The organism is Planctomycetota bacterium, assembly GCA_018242585.1.
In the GTDB taxonomy this organism is placed as follows: Bacteria; Planctomycetota; Planctomycetia; order Pirellulales; family PNKZ01; genus JAFEBQ01.
In genome coordinates this window covers 72,263-92,858 of sequence record JAFEBQ010000020.1, presented here as the reverse complement: position 1 = coordinate 92,858, position 20,596 = coordinate 72,263, and the positions used below count along the sequence as shown (strand labels likewise).

Below are 20,596 nucleotides of genomic sequence, written 5' to 3'. Positions count from 1 at the left end.
ACTGGTGACTCACGTCACCGGTTCTGGTCCCGTCGGCCATTTCCGGGCGTAGCTGTCAATCCTCGGCGCGTTCGCGTGGCAGGCGCGAGCGGAAGTCACCCAGGCTGGGCCAATAGGTCCGCTCGTCGAGATCGACTTCGGCCAACACGACCGAGCCCCCTTGGTTGCCTTCGGCGAGCAATCGGCCGCAATGGTCCCAGATGCCCGAGCGCATCCAGTTGTCGGTCGGCTGCATGTACGTGCTGCTCACCAGATAGATGTGATTCTCGATGGCCCGGGCGGCCGCCAACGTCGGGTTGCAGCCCCAGACCGGCAAGGCGATGACTTCGGCGCCGCGATTGCTCAAATGCCGCGCCACCTCGGGAAAGAACGCGTCGTAGCAGACCATCATTCCCAGCTTGCCGAACCGCGTGTCGAACACCGGATACTCGTGTCCTGGCGCGATCCCCTTTTCGACTTCCTCGCGCGGGAGCATCACCTTGCGGTACTTGCCGACGATCCCGCCGTCGGGCCCCAGCAGGACCGCGACGTTGTAGATCAAATGATCGGCCCGTTCGTACAAGCCGACGACGATGTACAAGTTGTGCCGCTTGGCCAACTGGCCGAAATAATCGGTCGTTGGCCCCGGGACCGGCTCGGCGGCGTCGGCGATACGGTCCTTGTAGCCGTTGTTGACGATCGTGATCGTTTCGCCCAACACGACCAGGTCGGCGCGCTGTTGGGCGGCTTGTTCTACAAGCGGAACAAACTGCCGGCAGTTGTCGGCGGGTGATTGCCCATCGCGGGGCATGTAATGGATCGACGCCAGCCGGACTTTGCGCCCGGCCGGAGCGCTCGACGGCGCGAGGTTCGCTTCACGCCAGGTGATCGAACCACTGGGCGCCCAGCGCAGGTGCAGTTCGACGATTGCCTGCGTCGCCTTCGGCGGGGCCAGATAAGTTCCGGCCACTTCGGTCCAGCCGTCCTTGGTCGCGCCATCGGTCGGGTGTTCGGCAAAGGCGGTCGGGTGCGTGTGAGGCTGAAATGTCGTATTCGATTCCGGGCCAATGGGGACGAGCTTATCGTTGGCGTCGCGCCAGATAACGCGGACCATGGCGCTGCGCCGTGGCGATTCAACCTCGGCTACTTGTCGCCAGGTCGAGAAGCGGTGCCACTGCCCGCCGGTCACCTGGAAGCGGCGCGTCCAATAACCGTCGAGCCCTTCGCGCGCGTCGCTTTTGATCGACAGGGCAAGTTGCTCGCCGTTACGGGCGCTACTGAACTGCGGCGCTAGCTCGCGGCGCGGCGTCATGGCTTGCCAGCCATCGACCGCGGCCACTTCGCTTAGCAGTTCATCGGCCGCGCGTGTCGAGGTCGCCAGCACGCCGAGAGCCAAAGGAACAATCGCCGCGCACCAGACAGCAAGGTGCGCACGCCGACCGACAAGCGTGCAGCGCATCGGCAACATCTCCGGTGGAGAGTGGAACTGACGGGGAGGAATCGCTCGACTCGAACAACAAACGTCGCGTAGGATCGCTTGTCGTTTTTCGTTCAGTGTTTCGCGTTCAGATATAATACATCGGTTCCGCCTGACGGCGAACCCTTTCGGCTAGATCCGAAAGCGAGATGTCGGCCAGCATGCGTTTTTCAGCGGCCGTCACTTCCTGCCAACAATTCCGCAGCACCCGGGCGGCAGCGGCGTCGGAATTGACGGCCGACGACGATTCGTCGGGGCCTTCGATGGCGCTAACGACGTCGGCCAAGGTGATTTGCCGCGGCGAGCGGACCAGCTCGTAACCGCCAGCGGCGCCGCGCGTGCTGTTGACGAAGCCCGACCCCTTGAGTTGCAGCAGAATCTGCACCAGAAACCGGGACGGGATGCCATGCCGATCGGCAATGCGACGAATCTGCACCGGCTGGCCCGAGCCATAGCTGGCCGCCAATTCGAGCATCGCCAGACAAGCGTATTCGGTTTTGGCGGAGACTTTCATGGGGTGGGGAAGTTGCTAGTTGCGAGTTGCTGGTTGCTAGTGAAAAGAACGCTACGTGGCGGTCGGCCGATTGCCTCTGCCTAGCAACTAGGAACTAGCCGCTAGCAACTTTTTCCTCATCCTTGCACATGCAGGCCGCATTCGGTCTTGGCGCTGCCGCTCCAGCGGCCGGCGCGTTCGTCTTCGCCGAACATCACGGCCCGAGTGCAGGGCCAGCAGCCAATGCTGGTGTAGCCCTGGTCGTGCAGCGCGTTGTACGGAATGTCTTCCTTGGTGATCAGCCGCCAAACGTCCTGCTTGGTCCAGTTAGCTAGCGGGCTGATTTTGACCAGACCGAATTTCTTGTCCCAGCCGACAATCGGCGCCACGGCTCGGTCGTTGCTCTGGTCGCGGCGGATGCCACTCATCCAGGCTTTCTGGCCGGCGGCCGCCTGATACAAAACGCGAATCTTGCGGTCGAAGCAGCATTGGTCCGGATTCGACTTGTACAGCGGCCCGCCGTTCGCCGCTTCGTACTCGGTCACGGTCGACTCGGGCTGCTTCAGTTCGACATCAATGCCGTACCGCTGGGCGACGCGGTCGCGGAGTTCGAGCGTTTCCTTGAATTGATAACCGGTGTCCAGGTTAAAGACCGGCACGGTGCGATCGATCTCGGCCAGGTAATGGATGATGACCATTCCCTCGGGGCCAAAGGCCGTGGCCATCGTCAGGCCCGGGTGGAAGTGCTTCACCGCCCAGGCGACGATGTCACGCGGGGTGGCCCCTTCGAGCAGGGCGCTTTCGGCCGCCAGCCAGCCCAAATCAACCCCAGCCGAAGCGGGCGTCGGCACGGTGGGAACCACCCGGCCGTCATTGGTTGGGGGGGCTTTCGCGGCGGTCTCGTTGGTGGCAGGGGGAGGAAACACAGTCAGTTTTACGAGTGGTTGGATTGACGTAAGGTGAAACGCCGCTTGACTCATGGAACACTCACCGCTTCATGGCCATAGGCCAATGCTAGGAATGATGCGTATTAAAGTCAACTATCTTACGTATCATCCTTCTTATCGGTTTGCCGGGCGTTAGGACTTCAATCTGTAGGGGTTATGCCAGCGGCAAACCGGCCCGCGATATTTGGCCCCCCCGGCCAGGTCGCAAAAGTCCGCGGGCTACCAGGCGTTAACGCTGGCCCGCGAACCGGTTGCTGCGTCACGCTAGGCCAAAGACGCACGCCGACTGGCGCTGCCCCCGGCTTTCGTCGCGTGGCATAATGCGCCCCTCGCCGTGGGGCGAACTGAGCCGAAGAGGTTGATGTTCGGGGGGGAATGGTATGGACGGGCTGTTGCAATCGTTGCGCACGAAGCGCACTTTTTTTCCTAGGGCGGTCTGCTTGGGGCTGCTGGTCACCAGCGCTGTGGCCTGGGCACTGGTTGCCGCGCGTCCGGCGCTGGCTGCCGACGATGCGGCCAATCCGCTGGCGGAATTGGTTGGCAAGACAGTGCAAATCGTCCTCAAGGCTGGCAAGACAATCGATGACGCCGAGGTGACCAAAGTAGTCGCCGCGCCGAATAAGCCCAGCGCGATCAAGGCGATCACCGTCAAGGTGCCCCCCTCGGGCAAGGTGCAAACCGTGGCGGCGGCGATGATCGACGAAATGAACATCGGCGACGAACCAGCCGACGTGACGTTCGATCGCAAGCTGGCTGCGATTGTTCATTCGCCGGAGAAGCGCTCGAAGCGCTTGGAGCACGAAGCGGCGGTGAAGTCGCGCCTCGAAGGCAAGCGGGCCCAGTTCTGGCCCGAACTGTCGACCGACGAGCAGGCCAAGCTTGTCAGCGAGTTGAAAAGCGAGACCGAAGCATCGTTCAAAAAGCACAACGCGCCGCCGATGACGCTGTACGAGACCAAGTATTATCTGTTCTACACCAACATGCCCCAGGAGCAAATCGCCGAGTACATCACGAAACTCGACCTCATGTATACCGAGCTGTGCAAGGTGTTCAGCATTCCGCCGGGCAAGAACATCTGGCACGGCAAGTGCGTGGTCGTCTGCTTCATCGAACAGGCCGCGTTCCAGGCGTACGAGCGGCTGGAGTTCAACAAGACCGACACCGATACCTATTACGGCCTGTGCCATTCCTACAGCGACGGCAAAACGATCGTCACGTGCTTCCGCGGCAGCGACCCGGCCGCGTTCGGCAACTTGCTGGTTCATGAGACCTCGCACGGGTTTTTGCACCGCTACCGGACGTCGATCCACATTATCTCGTGGGTCAACGAAGGGGTGGCCGACTGGGTGGCCGGCGCGGCGGTCAAAGGGACCATCCTGGCGCGCAAGCAACAAGCCGGCGCCGATCGGGCTCGGCAGCAAGGGAACCTGGGGGGCAACTTCTTCGACCAGGGGATCAACATCGAAGGCTGGCAGTACGGCGTGGCCGCCTCGATGGTCGACATCTTGCTGAAAATCGACGGCCGCAAATACAAGCAGTTCATCGACGGCATCAAGGAAGGGCTCGACTGGCCCGACGCCTTGCAAGCGGCATACGGCATGTCCCCCGAGGAATTGGTGCAGCGGTACGGCTACTCGATCGGCGTGCCACAGTTGCGCCCCTAAGTCAGGCATGTCTTGTCCGGGTGGCACGCCCGTTCTCGGGTGTGGGGAAGCTGGTACAGGCTGCCCAGCTAGATGGCGCTTCACCACGCCCTGCGCTGCGCTTGGGACGTGCCACCCATGAGGCGCATTGCCGCTCGTTTTCGGGTATCTTGCTCCTCGCCGGCGCGCCGTGTTCGGCGCTCTCTTCGCTTCACCTCTGGCAGGCGCATGCAATCATGGCAGAGCAAGTTTATCTGGCGATTGATCTCGGAGCCTCGGGGGGGCGCGTCTTCGCCGGGCGGTTCGATGGCAGCCGGCTGGCGCTCGACGAGTTGCACCGCTTCGAGCACGGGGGCATTCAAGCCGGCGGCGGGCTTTACTGGAACAGCCTCGGGCTGTGGCAGCAGATTGTCGAAGGCCTGCGCGCGGCTCACGCCCGCTATGGCGCCGCCATTCGCAGTATTGGCGTCGACACCTGGGGAGTCGACTACGGGCTGCTCGACGCCCGCGACGAGCTGCTGGGCCAGCCGCGCTGTTACCGTGACCGGCGCACGACGGGGGTGATGCAGCGCGTGTTGGAACAGGTGCCGCGCGAGGAAGTCTTTCGCCAGACCGGCGTCCAGTTCATGGGCATCAACACGCTGTATCAACTGGTCGCCATGCGCCAGCAGCGCTCGCCCCAATTGGATATGGCCAAGACGTTCTTGATGATGCCTGACCTGATCAACTGGCTGTTGACGGGTGTGAAGTCGTGCGAAGCGACGAATGCTTCGACGACACAGTGCTTCAATCCGACGACGCACGATTGGGCCCGCGACCTGCTGGGCAAGCTCGACATCCCGACCGAGATGTTTCTGCCCGTGACCGAACCAGGAAGCCGGCTGGGCAAGCTCCGCCCCGAAGTGGCCGATGAAACCGGCTTGGCCGATGTCGAGGTGGTGGCCCCCGGTACGCACGACACCGCCAGCGCTGTCGTGGCGGTGCCGGCGGCCTCGAAGCCCGGCGCGCGACCTGACTGGTGTTACATCAGTTCGGGAACCTGGTCCTTGATGGGGGTCGAAACGCCGGGGCCGGTGCTGACCGACGCTTGCTTGCGCTGGAACTTCACGAACGAAGGGGGCGTCGGCCGCACGATCCGGCTCTTGAAGAACATCACGGGGCTGTGGCTGGCCCAGGAGTGTCGCCGCGTCTGGCGGCAAAAGGGAAAAAACCTGTCGTGGGACGAGCTGACGCGACTGGCCGAAGCCGCGCCGGCGCTGGCCAGTGTGATCGATCCCGACGCCGCCGAGTTTCAGGCTCCCGGCGACATGCCCGAGGCGGTGCGGGCCTATTGCCGCCGCACCGGCCAGGCAGTTCCAACGGACGAAGGGGGCGTCTTCCGGGCGTGCCTGGAAGGGATCGCCCATCGCTACCGATATGTCTTGGGAGCGCTCGAAAGCCTGACCGAAGGACGGATCGAAACGATTCACGTCGTCGGTGGCGGAACGCAGAACAAACAGCTTTGCCAGGCCACGGCCGACGCCTGCCAGCGCCCCGTCGTGGCCGGGCCGGTCGAAGCGACGGTGATCGGCAACGTGATGGTCCAAGCCATGTCGGCAGGCGCGGTCGGCTCGGTGGCCGAGGCCCGCGAGGTGGTGGGCCGGAGCTTCGCGCTGGAACACTACGCGCCGCGCGCCAGCGCCCCATGGGACGCCGCGTACGAGCGGTTCCTGAAAGTCGCCGTGCGGTAACCGTTCTCGTTTCCTGGCGGTCCAGCCGATGCCGTTCAGCGAATCACTTGCCGAGCGCGTGCGACAGCAGTTGCGAGCCACGCGCGGCGTGGTCGAAAAGCGCATGTTCGGCGGGCTGGTGTTCCTGCTCAACGGCAACATGCTGGTGTGCGTTTGGCACGTGTCGCTGATCGCGCGCGTGGGGCCCGGCGAGCACGCGGCCGCGCTCGCCGAGCCGCACGTCAAACCATTCGACGTGGGGGGCCGGACGATGCGCGGCTGGGCGCTGGTCGAGCCCGAGGGCGTCGACACCGATCGGCAATTGCGCGCCTGGCTCGATCGCGCGCTGGCGTTCGTCGAAGCATTGCCTGCCAAGTAATCGCTGATCGAGGAAGAATGTGATGACCGAACAGGCTGCGAACGTCGATGACCTGGCCGGGCCGTGCGTGAGGATTTAACCGGCGCTTGCTTCCTTGGTTGAAATTGTCTCGTCAGGTGTGCCCCGGGTTGTTCAGGCAACGAAGCAGTTCTTGCAGCACCATCGCGGCATCCAAGCCTCGCTCTCGACACGCATACGCCAATGACTTACCACCGCAAGAGTAGTCGATGCCCAGTCGCTGAAAGCACGGCCATGTCTCGGGATGCTCGATCACCCAATCGGGGACCGACGTATCCAGGTCGCACGTGGTCATCGCGTCTCCGTCTTGCGAAACGAATGCCCTGTTTTCAACCCCACCACGAACCAAACCAGGGCGACGGCGCCGAGAAAAAACACGGTATCGCCCGGCACTCGTAGCCAGCGGAGGTTTTGCATTACGGGCGTCTGCATGAACTCGGGGCTCCGCGCGTACCAGTAGCCGTGCTCCACCGAAGCCCAGGTCTGCATCAGACCGACCGGCAACAGGCTCAGGAGACACATCGCCATCAATCCCCCGTTGAGCGCCCAAAACGAAAACCTTAACCCCCCATCTTTCCACTCTTGTCCCGGAATCAACGCGCGGAGGCAGACGAGCATCAGCCCGATGCCGAGCATGCCATAGACACCGAACAGGGCGGCGTGACCGTGCAACGGCGTCGTGTTGAGGCCCTGCATGTAGTACAGGGCGATGGGCGGGTTAATCATGAAGCCGAACAGCCCGGCCCCGATCATGTTCCAAAACGCCACGGAGACGAAGAAGTAGATCGGCCACTTGTACCGCCGCACCCAGGGCGTGAGCCGAGACCGCCGCAGGTCTTCCATCGCGTCGAAACCCACGAGCGTCAGTGGCACGACTTCGAGGGCGCTGAACACCGATCCCCAAGCCAGGGCGACCGTGGGCGTGCCAGAGAAATACAGGTGGTGACACGTTCCGATGATGCCCCCCGACAGGAAGATCGTCGCCGAGAGCAATGCCGCCGCCGCCGCGATGCCGGGTCCGATCAGTCCCAATCGCATGAAGAAGAAGGCGATGACCGTCGTGGCGAAGACCTCGAAGAAGCCCTCCACCCACAGGTGGACGACCCACCAGCGCCAGTATTCAACGATCGACAGGTGGGAGTGTTGGCCCCAAGTCAGACCGGCGCCGTAGAACAGGGCGATGGCGGCGCTCGCCACGGCCAGGAGCGTTACCAGTTGCTTCTGCTCGCCAGTCCGCCGCAGAGCGGGGAGTAATACTCGAACCATCAAGGCGAACCAGAGCAACAAGCCAGCGAACAGAGCGAGTTGCCACACCCGCCCCAGATCGACGTACTCGTATCCCTGGTGGCCGAAGTAGAACGACACGTTGTCCGACAGCTTGTTTTGCACACTCAACCATTGCCCGGTCAGCGATCCCGCGACGACAATCAGAAGTGCCAGAAAGAGGATGTTGACGCCAAGCCGTTGGCCCTTCGGCTCGTGTTCGCTCACGAGTGGGCCGATGAACAAGCCCGCCGCCAGCCACGCGGTCGCAATCCAGAACAGACCGATCTGAACGTGCCACGTCCGACTGACGCTGTAGGGCAGCCACTTCGAGAGCGGGATGCCGTAGAACCCGTCTCCCTCGACGCCATAGTGGGCCGTCACGACGCCGAGCAACATCTGCAACAAAATGAGTGCCGCCACGACCCAGAAATACTTGATGGTTGCCCGCTGCGATGGCGTGGCAACCCATTGGCCCAATGGATCGGCTTCGGGGAGCGCCGCCGTTTCCTCTTCGCTTTTGCGGGCGGCGTGCCACCACACCATTGCCGAGATGCCCGCCAAGAGCATGATGATGCTCATGCCGGTCCAGACGACCGTTTCGCCCGTGGCCCGGTTCCCGACCAGCGGCTCATACGGCCAGTTGTGCGTATAGCTAATCTCGGCATTGGCGCGGTTGGTGGATGCCGCCCACGAAGTCCAAAAGAAGAAGGCGGACAGCTTCTTTAGCCGGTCGGGATCGGAGACGGCATCCTTGGGGATCGCGTACTCGGCTTTGCCGTTGGCGAACACGTCCGAGTAGTGTTTGAGATTCGCCTGAAACGCCTCGGCGCGAATCGGCGGCAGAGTGATCGTCTTCGTGCCCGGATCGTAGGTGTTCGTCCTCATTACTTTCGCCAAGCGGCCTTGAAGCTGGGCCTGCCGTTCGCCGTCGAGCTTGGCGTATTCCGCGCCAAACTCCGTCGTCGCCCAGTGGTCGAGAATGAAAGTCGCTTCCCGGTGTAGCCAATCCGCCGTCCAGTCCGGGGCAACATAGCTGCCGTGGCCCCACACCGAGCCGACTTCCATCCCGCCGAGCGACTGCCAGACGTTTTGCCCCGCTTGGATTTCGCCGTCGTCAATCAGCACCGCACCATCGCTGGACACGACCTTAGCGGGCAGTGGCGGCATCTCCTGATAGATGCGAGTGCCGATCCAGCCGAGGATCAGAAAGGAAACGACCATCACAAGGGTAAAGGCGATCCAGAGTCGTCGCATGGCATCCTCTCTGTTATTCCGCCGGCCACTTCTTCACCTGGTGAACCAGCGGGCAATCCTCAGTTGCGCCCTTCGTTCGGCAATGTTCCACGATCTTGCCGAGCGACCGTTTCATTTGTCGCAGGCTGCGTATCTTCTGTTCGATGTCGGTGATCTTTGTCTCGGCCCGCTGGCGAATGTGTTCGCAGTGCGAGGCGACGAACGACAACTGCAGAAGCTCCCGGATCTCGGCCAGCGTGAAGCCGAGTTCCTTGGCCCGTCTGATGTAGTTCAATCGTTCGACGCTCGCCTCGTCGTACTGCCGGTAGCCGGACGGGCGGCGTTCCGGCTCCAGCAGCAGTCCTTCCCGCTCATAGAATCGGATCGTCTCGATCCCGGTTCCCGAGAGTTTGGCGACCTCGCCGATTCTCATGGTCTTCATCCCATGTCCCTTCGCAAGCCGCGATGGTGAGCCTGTTTTACAGCCTGGAGTATACTACAGAGTCAAGGGCCAAGCCGAAGCGGTGGGCATTTGTCAGAATGAAGCCGGACACCAAGTCGGGCCGGAGGATGGGAACTCCATAAACCCCGCGACGTTATCCTTTCGTTGCTTTTCCCGAGGCTGTGACCGCTATTGCCTTGATCGCCTATTCGTCGTTGGCGTATCGTAATAAGCGCATCGCCAGAATCTCCTGGTGACTGGTCTGGGCAAGTGCTTTGGCCAAATGAAAATGCGCCAGGAATTCAATGGAACTTGTAAAAACCGCCCAATTTGTGGAAGTCGAGCAAAGTCGTAAGTCACGTATCAGATCGGAGTTGTGCAAATGCTGCGAGTCGGAATAGTTGGCATCGGCTTCATGGGGATGATTCATTACCTCGCCTACGAGAAGGTGCGCGGGGCGCGGGTTGCCGCCATTGCCACGCGCGACAAGAAGAAACTGGCCGGCGATTGGCGCTCGATCAAGGGGAACTTCGGCCCGCCGGGCCAGATGATGGATTTGTCGGCGCTCGATTGCTACGAAGATTGGCGGATGCTGCTGGACGATTCGAAGATCGACCTGATCGATGTCTGTCTGCCGCCTTCGCTGCACGCCGAGGTAACCAAGGCCGCCTTGGCCGCGGGCAAGCACGTGCTGGTCGAAAAGCCGATCGCCCTGCACGTCAAGGAAGGCAAGCAGATGGTCGACGCCGCCCGCCGCGCCAACCGGCAATTGCTCATCGGCCAGGTGCTGCCGTTCTTTCCCGAGTATGCCCACGCTTACCAGTTGATCAAAAGCGGTAAGTATGGCCGGCTGCTCGGCGGACATTTCAAGCGGGTAATTGCCGAGCCGCACTGGTTGAAAGACTTTTTCAATCCCGATCAGGTCGGCGGGCCGCTGGTCGATCTGCACATTCACGACGCCCACTTCATTCGCCTGTTGTGCGGCATGCCCCAGTCCCTGTTCAGCACCGGTCGGCTGCGCGACGACGTGGTCGAGTTCTTCGAGACGCAGTTCCTCTATCCCGATCTGGCCGTCACGGCCAGCGGCGGCGTGATCGGGCCGCAGGGGCGCTCGTTCACGCACGGCTTTGAGATCCACTTGGAAGGGGCCACGCTGGTCTATGACTTTGCCGTGGTTTCGGACAAGCCGACGATGAACATCCCGTTCACCATCCTCGGTCCCAAGGGGCAAGTCATTCAACCCAAGCTGCCGGCGGTCGATGCGTTCGTGGCCGAGTTGACCGAGGCCGTGAAGTCGGCCAAGCAGAACAAGCCGTCGGAGCTGCTGTCCGGGGCGCTGGCGCTCGATGCGCTCGAACTGTGTCAGAAGCAGACCCAATCGGTGCGAACTGGCAAAATGGTTCGCGTGTAGTCAATCGTTCATGGCGGAGATCATCGCATGGCTGCCGATTCGTTTCGTTGTTTGCTCGTGACCAAGGAAGCCGATGGCAAGTTCAAACTGGCCGTCACCGAGCGGTCCCTTGGCGACCTGCCCGCCGGCGACGTGTTGATCGACGTTCGCTATTCCTCGCTCAACTACAAAGACGCCCTTTCGGCGGCCGGGCACCCCGGCGTGACCCGCAAGTTCCCGCACGTGCTGGGGATCGACGCCTCGGGCGTGGTGCTCGAAAGCAAGAGCCCGGACCTTCGCCCCGGCGACGAGGTGCTGGTCACCGGGTTTGATCAGGGACAGAACACCTGGGGTGGTTTTGCCGAGCGGATTCGTGTGCCGGCCGGCTGGGTCGTGAAGCTGCCGCGCGGCATGAGTCTGCGCGACGCGATGATCTACGGCACGGCGGGCTTCACGGCCGCGCTTTGCGTGGCCGCGCTTGAATGCGCCGAAGTCCCGCCGACCAGCGGGCCGGTGCTGGTCACCGGCGCCAGTGGCGGCGTCGGCTGTGTGGCGGTCGCCATCCTGGCCAAGCTGGGCTATCACGTCACGGCCGTCTCGGGCAAGCCGGCCTCGCGCGACTGGTTGAAGAAGCTGGGCGCGGCCGAAGTCATCGACCGTGCCGAGGTGACCGACGCCAGCAACAAGCCAATGCTGGCCGAGCGTTGGGCCGGCGCGGTCGACACCGTCGGCGGGTCGATGCTCTCGACCGTCGTTCGCACGTTGAAGCGGAACGGCTGCGCGGCGGCGTGCGGACTGGTCGGCGGCACTGACTTGCCGCTGACGGTTTACCCCTTCATCTTGCGGAACGTCACACTGGCCGGCATCGATTCGGTCGAATGCGCGATGCCGCTGCGCTTGGCCACGTGGGAAAAACTGGCCGGCCCCTGGCGACCGGCGAAGCTCGACGAGCTGGTCGCGGCGACGGCCAGCCTGGATGAGATGCCCGAGTGGATCGAAAAGATTCGCGGCGGCCACGTCGCCGGCCGGTTGCTGGTCGAACCAGGCTTGCGCCGCTGAAGGATCGCTTGATGGCAACCGTATGCGACTTCTTTGGCGTCGCAGGCCAAGTGGTGAACATCCCTCCCTTTCAGGGAGGGTAAACGCATTACCCGCCAGAACGCTGACGATTTGGCAAACCGCCAGTTGTTGAAGCGTGTCAGGCCGAGAGCGCCTTGACCCTCCCCCCTGCCCCTCCCTGAAAGGGAGGGGTGTTTGTCGCGCGCGACGCATGACATGGACGCAGGGCGACCATTGACCGAAGCGCGGTCTATTCCGCAGGCTTTTCGGATTCCGGCGGCTTGGGTTCGGCTTCGGTTGGCTGCTGGGTGAAGAACTGCTTCAGATCGCCGAACGTCCGCAGCGGGGCTTTCCCTTTTTTCATCGCCTCGGTCAGCGGCACGATCTCTTTGGGCTGCGGCTTTGACGTGAACTGGGCCGGCGCGCGCGACTTTTCCGGACGCCCCTTGGCGTATTCATGGCGCTGCTGCGGCGGTCGACCGCCAGCCGCGTGGGAACGCTGCGGTTGTTGTTGCGCCGAGCGTGGCGGACGTTGTTGGCCCGAAGAGCCCTGCTGAGCAGATGATCGCTGTTGTTGCGGTGGGCGCTGCTGCCCGCCCCCCTGTTCGCCTGCTTGTTGCTCGCCGGACTGTTCGTCGCGGCCGCGGCGTTGTGGCGGTGGGCGGCGCGTGCCGGGCTCGATCATTGTCAACGACACGCGGCGGCGCTGCTTGTCGACTTCGATCACCCAGACCTTCACCATATCGCCGACCGAGACGACTTCGTGCGGATCCTTGACGTACCGATCGGCCAACTGGCTGATGTGGACGAGCCCGCTGTCCTTCAGCCCGATGTCGACGAACGCGCCGAAGTCGACCACGTTCAGCACCGTGCCGGCCAACTCCATGCCCGGCGTCAGATCGTCAACCTTGATAATCCCCTGCTTGAACATCGGCGGCGGCAGCGATTCGCGCGGGTCGCGGCCGGGGCGGCCAAGCTGGGCAATGATGTCCCGCAGCGTGAGCGCGCCCAGGCTCAATTCCCCAGCCAATGGGTCGACCTGCAATTGACCGGTGCGCTGGGCCAGCGACGCGGCCCGCTCTTTGTCGAGCAGGTCGGTCGGCGCGGCCTCGACCTTGGACAGCACGGCCGTGGCCGCCGTGTAGCTTTCGGGATGAATCCAGGTCGTGTCCAGCGGGTTGTCGCCGCCGGCAATTTTCAAAAAGCCCGCCGCCTGGACAAAAGTGCCGTCGCCGATGCCGTTGACTTCCTTGAGTTGCTCGCGATTGCGGAACGGGCCGTTCGCGGTGCGGTGCTCGACCAGCCGCTGGGCCGTCAGTTGATTCAGCCCAGACACATAGCGCAATAGCGACGCGCTGGCCGTGTTCAGATCGACGCCGACAAAGTTCACCGCCGATTCGACGACCGCGTCGAGCGAATCCTTGAGGTGCTTGGCCTTCATGTCGTGCTGATACATGCCCACGCCGATGTTGGCCGGGTCGATCTTGACCAGCTCGCTCAGCGGATCCTGCAAGCGACGACCAATCGAAATGGCCCCGCGCAGCGTGGCGTCGTAATTGGGAAACTCGGCGCGGCCGACCTGGCTGGTCGAATAGACGCTGGCCCCCGCTTCGTTGACGATCGTGTAGCTGATGCTTCGTCCCGTCAGTTCGCCGGCCAGCAGCCCAGCCACAAATTGCTCGGTCGCCCGGCAAGCCGTGCCGTTGCCGATGACAATCGTGTTCAGTTGATGCTTGTCGATCAGTTCGACAGCTTTCTGGCGAGCTTCGGCCTGGCGCTCTTCCTTGCCAATGATGTTGATCAGGCCGTGATCCAGCAGGTTGCCGAACTCGTCGAGCGCGGCCAGCTTGCAACCGCTCTTGAAGCCCGGGTCGATCGCCAGCAAACGGCGCTCGTGGACCGGCGCTTGCAACAACAACTTGCGCAGGTTCTGGATGAACACCTCGACCGCGTGCTCTTCGGCCAGATCAGTCAACTCGCGGCGGACTTCACGTTCCAGGCTCGGCAACACCAGCCGCGTCAGCGCGTCACGGACGCAGCCGCGCAGAAACTCGGCGTGCGGATGCACGGCCGGCACGAGCAAGTCCTCGGCGGCCTGTTGCATACCGGCGACGTCGAACTCAATCTTGATGCGCAGGATCCGCGCCCGCTCGCCCCGGTTGATGGCCAGAATGCGGTGGGGCGGAATCTTCCCCAGCTCGTCGCTGAAGTTGAAATAGTCGCGGAACGCGCGCTGCAGCCAGGCCTGACGCTCTTTCTGGCGATCGAGCTTCCGCTGCTTGCGCAGATCGGTGGCCTTTTTCTTCTTGCCCGCTTCCCCCTTGGCCGGCTTGGCCATGGCCGGGGCAGGAGCCGCACTGTCTGTCGGCGCGGGAGCCTCGGCCACGGCGGCACTGGTCTCCGAGGTGGTTTCGACAGCCGTGCTCGCCAGTTCGGCAGCTACGGATGGTTCCGAGGGGGCGGGTTCGGGGTCGGTTGGCGCTTCGGCCTCGGGTTCAACAGTCGTCGAGGCCACGGCCGGCGCGGGAATCGACTCGTCCGCGGACGCCTCCTGGGTTTCAGCTTCCTTGGCTGGCGCCGCTGGCTCGGAAGTCTTCTTGGACTCTTGCTCGATGGCGCTAGTGATGATTCGTCCCGAGCGGTCGAAGATCGGCCGCAGACGTTCGCGCAGATCGGCCCGCTCGCTGAACATCTCGGCCAGGATGTGACCCGCCCCCAGCAGCGCGTCGGCCGCCGAGCCGACGTGCTTGTCCGGGTTGACGAAATCGCGCGCTCGCGCGTCGAGGTCGGCGCAGGCCGAGTCGGCGTTCAGGATTTCCAGCGCCAACGGTTCCAGTTCGCGCTGCCGGGCCGTGGTGGCGAGGGTTTGTTTCTTGGGCTTGTACGGCAGGTACAAGTCTTCGAGTCGCTTGGTGGTGTCGGCCTTGGCGATGGCCGCCGACAACTCGGGGGTCAGCCGGCCTTGCGACTCGATCGAGCGGAGAATCGTCTGCTTGCGCTCGGCCAGCAGGCGTTCTTTGATTACGCGCTCTTGCACGGCGCGGATTTGCTCTTCGTCGAGCCCGCCCGTCTGGTCCTTGCGGTAGCGCGTGATGAACGGCACCGTATTGCCAGCGTCGAGCAGGCCGACGACGGCTTCGACGCGCGCCAGCGGTAACCGCACGGCGGCGGCAATCTGACCCAGATCGATAACCGGCAAATTGGGCATACGCTCCCGTTCCGTCGAACCGCGATTTCCGCCCACCCAGCAGCAATGCTTGCGATGGCGGGCGGCAGTGGCGATCCCGTGATTCGCGCTCTTGACCCGAGCGCCCCGAGCCGACAGGCACGATCGGCCTGCTAGCAAATCATTCCCCACCACCGTTCGAGCCGCGGGGCGGCCGATCACCAAGACGCTCCTCTCACTCGGAGCGTCTCGCATGTCGATCGATCGAACCGGAGACAGTCAAGTTCGCGCAACCACAACAGATCAACCGGTTTAATCGATTTGGCAATCTATGGATTGCCTGGGCGACTGTCAAGCTTCAGACCGCCGGCGCTAGGGGTGGAAGCAAATACCGTTACCGTCGGTTTAATGCTGTCGCCGTGCCCAGGTCCGCTAGCTTTGCTGCGCCGAAAAAAATGTTTAATCGGCAGAAAAACTCCAAACTTGCGCCATGCGTACAACCGATAAGTAGGACGCAACAGGGCGGGCAAAAAAGTGCCGTCATTTTCGACGGGCTGGAACACCTCACGTCGTAAGGAAGCGTCCCCGATGGCTCGAGCCCAACTGCGTGTCTATTACGGCCCGGATAAACTTCGCACCTCGGTGGCCGCCGCTCCCGAGCAAAACGATACAGTTCGCGTGCGGCTGCGCGACGTCGCCCACTTGCTGGCCGACGCGGTGGAAAGCCGCCGGACCTGGTTGCGTGACTTCGCCGACGACGAGGTGACCTTGTCGAGCGACCTGTACGAAGTGCTGATGGCCTACCAGCACTACCGCCGTCCGTCGGCCTAAGCCGCTCGGTGCGCGACAAATCAATCACTAACACAAGCCCAGGGGTTTCACCTCCTGGGTTTTTTATTGCGCGCTATGACGAAAAATCGCATTCGCGCGGGCCTATGGCCCAGCGACTAGAGCACGAAACGTCGTTCACGCTCCTCCTCATAGTTTTGCTCTCCGTGTCTTCTCTGCGTCCTCTGCGCCTCTGCGGTTCAATTGGCATTTCTTCGGTTATCGCCGCCGAGAGGGGGCGATGGTGCCTTCGTCGGGGCTGCTGGCCGTGGCGTACAATCGCCGCGGAATGCGCCCCGAGCGGTATGCCAACCGGCCGGCCGCGCAGGCCGCTTGCATGGCCCGCGCCATGCGAACCGGATCGGCCGCGTGGGCGATGGCCGTGTTCAGCAGCACGCCGTCGACGCCTAGCTCCATGGCAAAGGCCACGTCGCTGGCCGTCCCCACGCCGGCATCGACGATGACCGGATAGTCCGGGTCGTCTTGCTTCAGGTATTCGAGGCAGATGCGGATGTTGTTCGCGTTCAGAACCCCCTGCCCCGAGCCGATCGGGCTGCCGGCGGGCATCACGCTGGTAGCGCCGGCTTGCTTCAATTGCCGCGCAATCACCGGATCGTCGGTCGTGTAACAAAGCACCTGAAAGCCGTCCGCCACCAGTCGCTTCGTCGCTTCCAAGGTCGCCACGGGGTCAGGCAGCAGCGTCTTGGTATCGGCCAAGACTTCCAGTTTCACCCAGTCGGCGCCGGGGTTGTTCAGGCCGCTGAGGATTTCACGCCCCAACCGCGCCACGCGCACGGCATCGTCCGCGGTGAAGCAGCCAGCCGTGTTCGGCAGCAGGATATAGCGCGACGTGTCCAGGTGATCCAGCAAGTTGCGACCGGCCGAGTCGACCAGCCGTTCACGCCGCACGGCCACCGTTACGCATTCGGTCCCCGAAGCGCGGAGCGATTCCCCCATCAACTCGTAAGACGAGTACTTGCCGGTGCCAACGATCAGCCGACTGGTCAGCCAGTGCCGGCCCAGTTGGAAGCGGTCGTCATCAATCGCGGTATCGTTCGAGGGGGCGACGTCGGTAGCCATAAGAGAAGATCAATTCCAGTCAACCAAGAGAAGACACCTGATGTTGCGCCGCGCCGCCTAGCCGCCGCCAGCTAGCGTGACGACCTCGACCGCGTCGCCGGCGCGCAGCACGTGGCGCGGATGTTCGGCGCGCGGCACCAGGTTCAGGTTCACCTCGACGGCCACGTGGGGCGCCTTGATGCCCAACTCGGCCAGCAACAGCGACACCGTGGCGCCGGCCTCGATGCACCGTGGCTGGCCGTTGAGGGTGATCTGCACCGGTGTGGTGGCCACTGCTACTGTCCACGGACTTGGGTGTTGCGAATGCTGGTCACGAGCAACGGCAGAAACTCCAACTGGGCCGGCGTGCCAGTTCGGCTGTTGGTGACCGCCGGGCTGTAGTGGAAGCCATACAGCGCCATCACGCCACTTCCCAATTCCGTGACGCACAAAATGCTCTGGGCCATCTGGATGCCGCCCATCGAGCGCAAGTCGCACGCGGCGGTCACGATCAGAAACTTGGGCTGCTTGCCGGCTTCGACCTTCAAGTCCTTCAACACGTTGTGTTGCATGACCGCGGCCAAGCCTTTGGTGACTGGGTGGATGACCGCGCCGCGCAGATCGCCGGTCAGGAAGTCAAGCGTAAAGATGGCGTCGGTCGTGCCGTCGCACGAGCCGGTGGCAATGGCGAAGTTTTCACCTCGATCCGTGGCGGTGGCCTGGACCGTTTGCTGGGGGATCAAAGCGCTCACTCCCAGGCCGATGGCAATCCCTGCGATCACCCAAGTCACGCGGCTGAACAGCATGCGTCGAATCATGAAGGACGCTCCTTGAACGGAAGAAGAGTGGTTTAACGATGACGATGGGTTCGCGCCGACCGTCCATTCCAGACGGCCAGGGCAAGCTCGAAAAGCACTACCCCGACTTGCGAACCAGTGGCTGCCATCCTAGCGTTCGGCTCGAAGATATTCCATAGTTTTGCGTCTGGGATCGATGCTCGATCGGCGGCCGGACAATGGGGAGTTGGCGAGAAAATCAAGGGCTGCATCTCGGGGCTTACTCTGGGCCGATGGCGCTGTTATATAGGGTCGAAACCCGAAACCAACGGCGGTGCCACGGAAATCACCCGTTGGTCTTGGGTCGCTAGCCGCCAAACTTATTTCCGGTCGAGCAAGGAGCATCGGTCATGCCCACGAATGGTTCATTGAATCGCAAACTGCGCATGGCGTTGGTCGGGGGCGGCGCGGGCTCCTTTATCGGTCGCGTCCATTGCACGGCCGCCGTGCTCGACAACCGGGCCGCCTTGGTCGCCGGCGCGCTGTCCAGCGATCCGGCCAAGGCCAAGGCCTCGGCTGCCGACTACGATATTCCGGCGGCGCGGGCCTATGGTTCCATCACTGAACTGGTTGCCAGCGAGACCAAGTTGCCGGCCAGCGAGCGCATCGACTTTGTCTCGGTGGCCACGCCGAACCACACCCACTTTGCCATCGCCAAGGCCGCCGTCGACGCCGGCTTCAACGTCATCTGTGACAAGCCGATGACGTTCGATCTGGCCCAGGCCGAAACCTTGGCCGAGACGGTCAAGAAGTCGGGCGTGGTGTTCGCGGTCAGCCACAACTACACCGGCTATCCGCTGGTGCGTCAAGCGCGCGAGATGATCTTGAACGGCGACCTGGGCGAGATCAACGCCATCCGGTCCTGCTACATCCAAGGCTGGCTGCGCACTCGGCTGGAACAAGACTCGCAGAAGCAAGCCGCCTGGCGAACCGATCCGTCCAAGAGCGGCATCGCGGGTTGCTTTGGCGACATCGGCACGCACGCTTACAACTTGGCTCGCTACACGACCGGCTTGCTGCCCGAAACGATCAGTTGCCATCTCAAGATTTTCGTGCCGGGCCGTCAGCTCGACGATTATGGTTGCGCGATGGTCCGGTTCGAGAACGGCGCGCTAGGCACGGTGACCGCTTCGCAGATCAGTCATGGTCGCGAGAACGATTTGTTCATCGAAATCGACGGCACCAAGGGCTCGCTCGAATGGCACCAGGAAGAGCCGAACAAGCTGATCGTGCGTCGCAACGGGCAGCCGATGAACATCTACACGCGCAACCCGAACGCCGATTACATGACCGGTGGCGCCAAGGCGGCGTGCCGCTTGCCGGGCGGGCACCCCGAGGCGTTCTTCGAGGCCTTTGCCAATGTCTATCGCGCGTCCTTCGACGACATGGCGCTGAGGGCCGAGGGAAAACCGTTCGAGAAGACGAACACGGTTTACCCGAATGTGAACGACGGCGTGGAAGGGATGTACTTCATCCAGCAATCGGTGGCCAGCAGCAAGGAAAACGGCGCTTGGCTGCCGATGAAGCACCCCTTGGCCCGCAAGTAAGAAGTAGCCTTTGCGCGCTGGCCGCCGCGCATTGACACCTCTCCCTTTCAGGGAGAGGTCGCGGAGCGAAGCGCAGCGGGTGAGGGTAAAGACGCGAAGGCCAGATGTCTTTGTGCAAAGGTCAAACCTTTGGCGCGAAGCGTTTTGGCTGTGAACGCCTTGGCCCTCCCCCAGCCCCTCCCTGGAAGGGAGGGGTGTTTGCGTGTGATCGGGCTGAGCGTTACCCCGCGTCGTGGCTAACCCTCGTCGTAGTCGCTGCGGCTGCCGCCGCTGAAGCGCATCACGTAGTACAGCAGCGTCATGATCGATTGCAGCGTGCCGGCCACATAGGTCCAGGCCGCCGCGTTCAACACGCCGCGCACGTATTCGAGCCCGTCGCGATCGATCACGCCTAGTTCCACCAGGTGGCGTTTGGCGCGATTGCTGGCGTCGAACTCGACCGGCAGATTCACGACCTGGAAGAAGACCACGCACGAAAAGGCGACGATGCCAATCGTGATCATGGTGTGGCTACGGGCCAGCAGGCCGACCATCAACAGCAGCGAACTAATGCCGCCGCCAAAGTTCGCCAACGGCACGGCCGCGTTGCGCAGCATCATCAGCGCGTAGCTCTCGGCGTCTTGCATGGCGTGGCCGGCTTCGTGCGCGGCAATGCCCACGGCCGCGATCGACTGGTTGTGATAGACCGCGGGGCTAAGCCGCAGAACCTTCTGGCCCGGATCGTAGTGATCGCTCAGCTCGCCGGGCGTGACCTCGATGCTGATGTCATTCAAGCCAGCGTGATTCAGCAACAGGCGCGCGGCCGCGGCTCCCGACAAACTGGCCGGGATTTGCTGGGCGACGGCATAGGCCGACTTCACACGAAATTGCGCCCACATCGCCAGCAACAGCGCCGGCGCCAGGAACACGAAATAGATGGGATCAAACGGCATGTACATGTCTGGAGGCTACTCGTTAGCCCCTTGGGGCCGGGCGACCTTCGGCCGGTTCGCACCCTGCGAGCCAGCGACCGATCGCAAGCATTCTGGAGCTATTTTACGCATTCCCCGCCTGATGGTTGGGCAATCGGGCGCGCATTTGCAGCAAGTGGTTGGCACATCTTGCTTTGTTGCGCGGTTTTCGCGA

The 20,596-nt window shown here is 62.9% G+C and carries 18 protein-coding genes; 7 read left to right on the top strand and 11 right to left on the bottom strand.

Annotation, left to right across the window (positions count from 1 at the left end):
* Positions 1 to 55 precede the first annotated feature (55 nt).
* From JSS27_10855 to JSS27_10845, 3 genes are all read right to left on the bottom strand, one after another.
* Positions 56 to 1,438: a carbon-nitrogen hydrolase family protein gene (locus JSS27_10855; protein MBS0209446.1), complete on the bottom strand. Its 1,383-nt coding sequence runs from the start codon at positions 1,436 to 1,438 to the stop codon at positions 56 to 58.
* A 106-nt stretch (positions 1,439 to 1,544) separates the two neighbouring features.
* A complete protein-coding gene (locus JSS27_10850; protein ID MBS0209445.1) occupies positions 1,545 to 1,970 on the bottom strand; it encodes an Rrf2 family transcriptional regulator in 426 nt (141 codons plus the stop codon).
* Between the two features lie 116 nt (positions 1,971 to 2,086).
* Positions 2,087 to 2,929, bottom strand: a complete 843-nt coding sequence (locus JSS27_10845) for a phosphoadenylyl-sulfate reductase (protein MBS0209444.1) — start codon at positions 2,927 to 2,929, stop codon at positions 2,087 to 2,089.
* 407 nt (positions 2,930 to 3,336) lie between these two features.
* Between JSS27_10845 and JSS27_10840 the strand changes: the two genes are divergently transcribed.
* From JSS27_10840 to JSS27_10830, 3 genes are all read left to right on the top strand, one after another.
* Positions 3,337 to 4,560: a hypothetical protein gene (locus JSS27_10840; protein MBS0209443.1), complete on the top strand. Its 1,224-nt coding sequence runs from the start codon at positions 3,337 to 3,339 to the stop codon at positions 4,558 to 4,560.
* A 215-nt stretch (positions 4,561 to 4,775) separates the two neighbouring features.
* The gene (locus JSS27_10835; protein MBS0209442.1) at positions 4,776 to 6,269 is read left to right on the top strand and encodes a rhamnulokinase; all 1,494 of its coding nucleotides are present in this window, start codon (positions 4,776 to 4,778) and stop codon (positions 6,267 to 6,269) included.
* A gap of 28 nt (positions 6,270 to 6,297) precedes the next feature.
* Positions 6,298 to 6,627, top strand: coding sequence for a TfoX/Sxy family protein (locus tag JSS27_10830; protein MBS0209441.1), 330 nt, complete (start codon positions 6,298 to 6,300; stop codon positions 6,625 to 6,627).
* A gap of 112 nt (positions 6,628 to 6,739) precedes the next feature.
* Here JSS27_10830 and JSS27_10825 read toward each other — a convergent pair whose 3' ends face one another.
* From JSS27_10825 to JSS27_10815, 3 genes are read right to left on the bottom strand one after another with little or no spacing between them, the layout of a single operon-like run.
* A complete protein-coding gene (locus JSS27_10825; protein MBS0209440.1) occupies positions 6,740 to 6,940 on the bottom strand; it encodes a DUF542 domain-containing protein in 201 nt (66 codons plus the stop codon).
* Positions 6,937 to 9,165: a nitric-oxide reductase large subunit gene (locus JSS27_10820; GenBank protein MBS0209439.1), complete on the bottom strand. Its 2,229-nt coding sequence runs from the start codon at positions 9,163 to 9,165 to the stop codon at positions 6,937 to 6,939. The genes JSS27_10825 and JSS27_10820 overlap by 4 nt, the downstream gene beginning before the upstream one ends.
* 13 nt (positions 9,166 to 9,178) lie before the next feature.
* Positions 9,179 to 9,586, bottom strand: coding sequence for a MerR family transcriptional regulator (locus tag JSS27_10815; GenBank protein MBS0209438.1), 408 nt, complete (start codon positions 9,584 to 9,586; stop codon positions 9,179 to 9,181).
* A gap of 382 nt (positions 9,587 to 9,968) precedes the next feature.
* Between JSS27_10815 and JSS27_10810 the strand changes: the two genes are divergently transcribed.
* Positions 9,969 to 10,997: a Gfo/Idh/MocA family oxidoreductase gene (locus JSS27_10810; protein MBS0209437.1), complete on the top strand. Its 1,029-nt coding sequence runs from the start codon at positions 9,969 to 9,971 to the stop codon at positions 10,995 to 10,997.
* Positions 10,998 to 11,024: 27 nt separating this feature from the next.
* Complete coding sequence (locus JSS27_10805) at positions 11,025 to 12,035, top strand: YhdH/YhfP family quinone oxidoreductase (GenBank protein MBS0209436.1); 1,011 nt, start codon at positions 11,025 to 11,027, stop codon at positions 12,033 to 12,035.
* Positions 12,036 to 12,285: 250 nt separating this feature from the next.
* Here JSS27_10805 and JSS27_10800 read toward each other — a convergent pair whose 3' ends face one another.
* Positions 12,286 to 15,243 (bottom strand): helix-hairpin-helix domain-containing protein, encoded by a 2,958-nt coding sequence (locus JSS27_10800; protein MBS0209435.1) that lies wholly within the window; start codon positions 15,241 to 15,243, stop codon positions 12,286 to 12,288.
* Positions 15,244 to 15,843: 600 nt separating this feature from the next.
* Here JSS27_10800 and JSS27_10795 point away from each other — a divergent pair.
* Entirely contained in the window at positions 15,844 to 16,032 is a 189-nt protein-coding gene (locus JSS27_10795; protein MBS0209434.1) for a hypothetical protein, read from the top strand.
* 216 nt (positions 16,033 to 16,248) lie between these two features.
* Here the strand turns inward: JSS27_10795 and JSS27_10790 are convergent, their stop codons facing one another.
* Genes JSS27_10790 through JSS27_10780 form a run of 3 tightly spaced genes read right to left on the bottom strand, consistent with a single transcriptional unit; the run spans position 16,249 to position 17,906 of the window.
* Complete coding sequence (locus JSS27_10790) at positions 16,249 to 17,109, bottom strand: thiazole synthase (protein ID MBS0209433.1); 861 nt, start codon at positions 17,107 to 17,109, stop codon at positions 16,249 to 16,251.
* A 57-nt stretch (positions 17,110 to 17,166) separates the two neighbouring features.
* Positions 17,167 to 17,367, bottom strand: a complete 201-nt coding sequence (gene thiS, locus JSS27_10785) for a sulfur carrier protein ThiS (GenBank protein MBS0209432.1) — start codon at positions 17,365 to 17,367, stop codon at positions 17,167 to 17,169.
* A 17-nt stretch (positions 17,368 to 17,384) separates the two neighbouring features.
* Entirely contained in the window at positions 17,385 to 17,906 is a 522-nt protein-coding gene (locus JSS27_10780; protein ID MBS0209431.1) for a hypothetical protein, read from the bottom strand.
* A gap of 404 nt (positions 17,907 to 18,310) precedes the next feature.
* Here JSS27_10780 and JSS27_10775 point away from each other — a divergent pair, with 404 nt between their 5' ends.
* Positions 18,311 to 19,471, top strand: a complete 1,161-nt coding sequence (locus tag JSS27_10775) for a Gfo/Idh/MocA family oxidoreductase (GenBank protein MBS0209430.1) — start codon at positions 18,311 to 18,313, stop codon at positions 19,469 to 19,471.
* A gap of 236 nt (positions 19,472 to 19,707) precedes the next feature.
* On the opposite strand, the gene JSS27_10770 is transcribed toward JSS27_10775, so the two are convergent.
* Positions 19,708 to 20,409: a zinc metallopeptidase gene (locus JSS27_10770; protein ID MBS0209429.1), complete on the bottom strand. Its 702-nt coding sequence runs from the start codon at positions 20,407 to 20,409 to the stop codon at positions 19,708 to 19,710.
* Positions 20,410 to 20,596 lie beyond the last annotated feature (187 nt).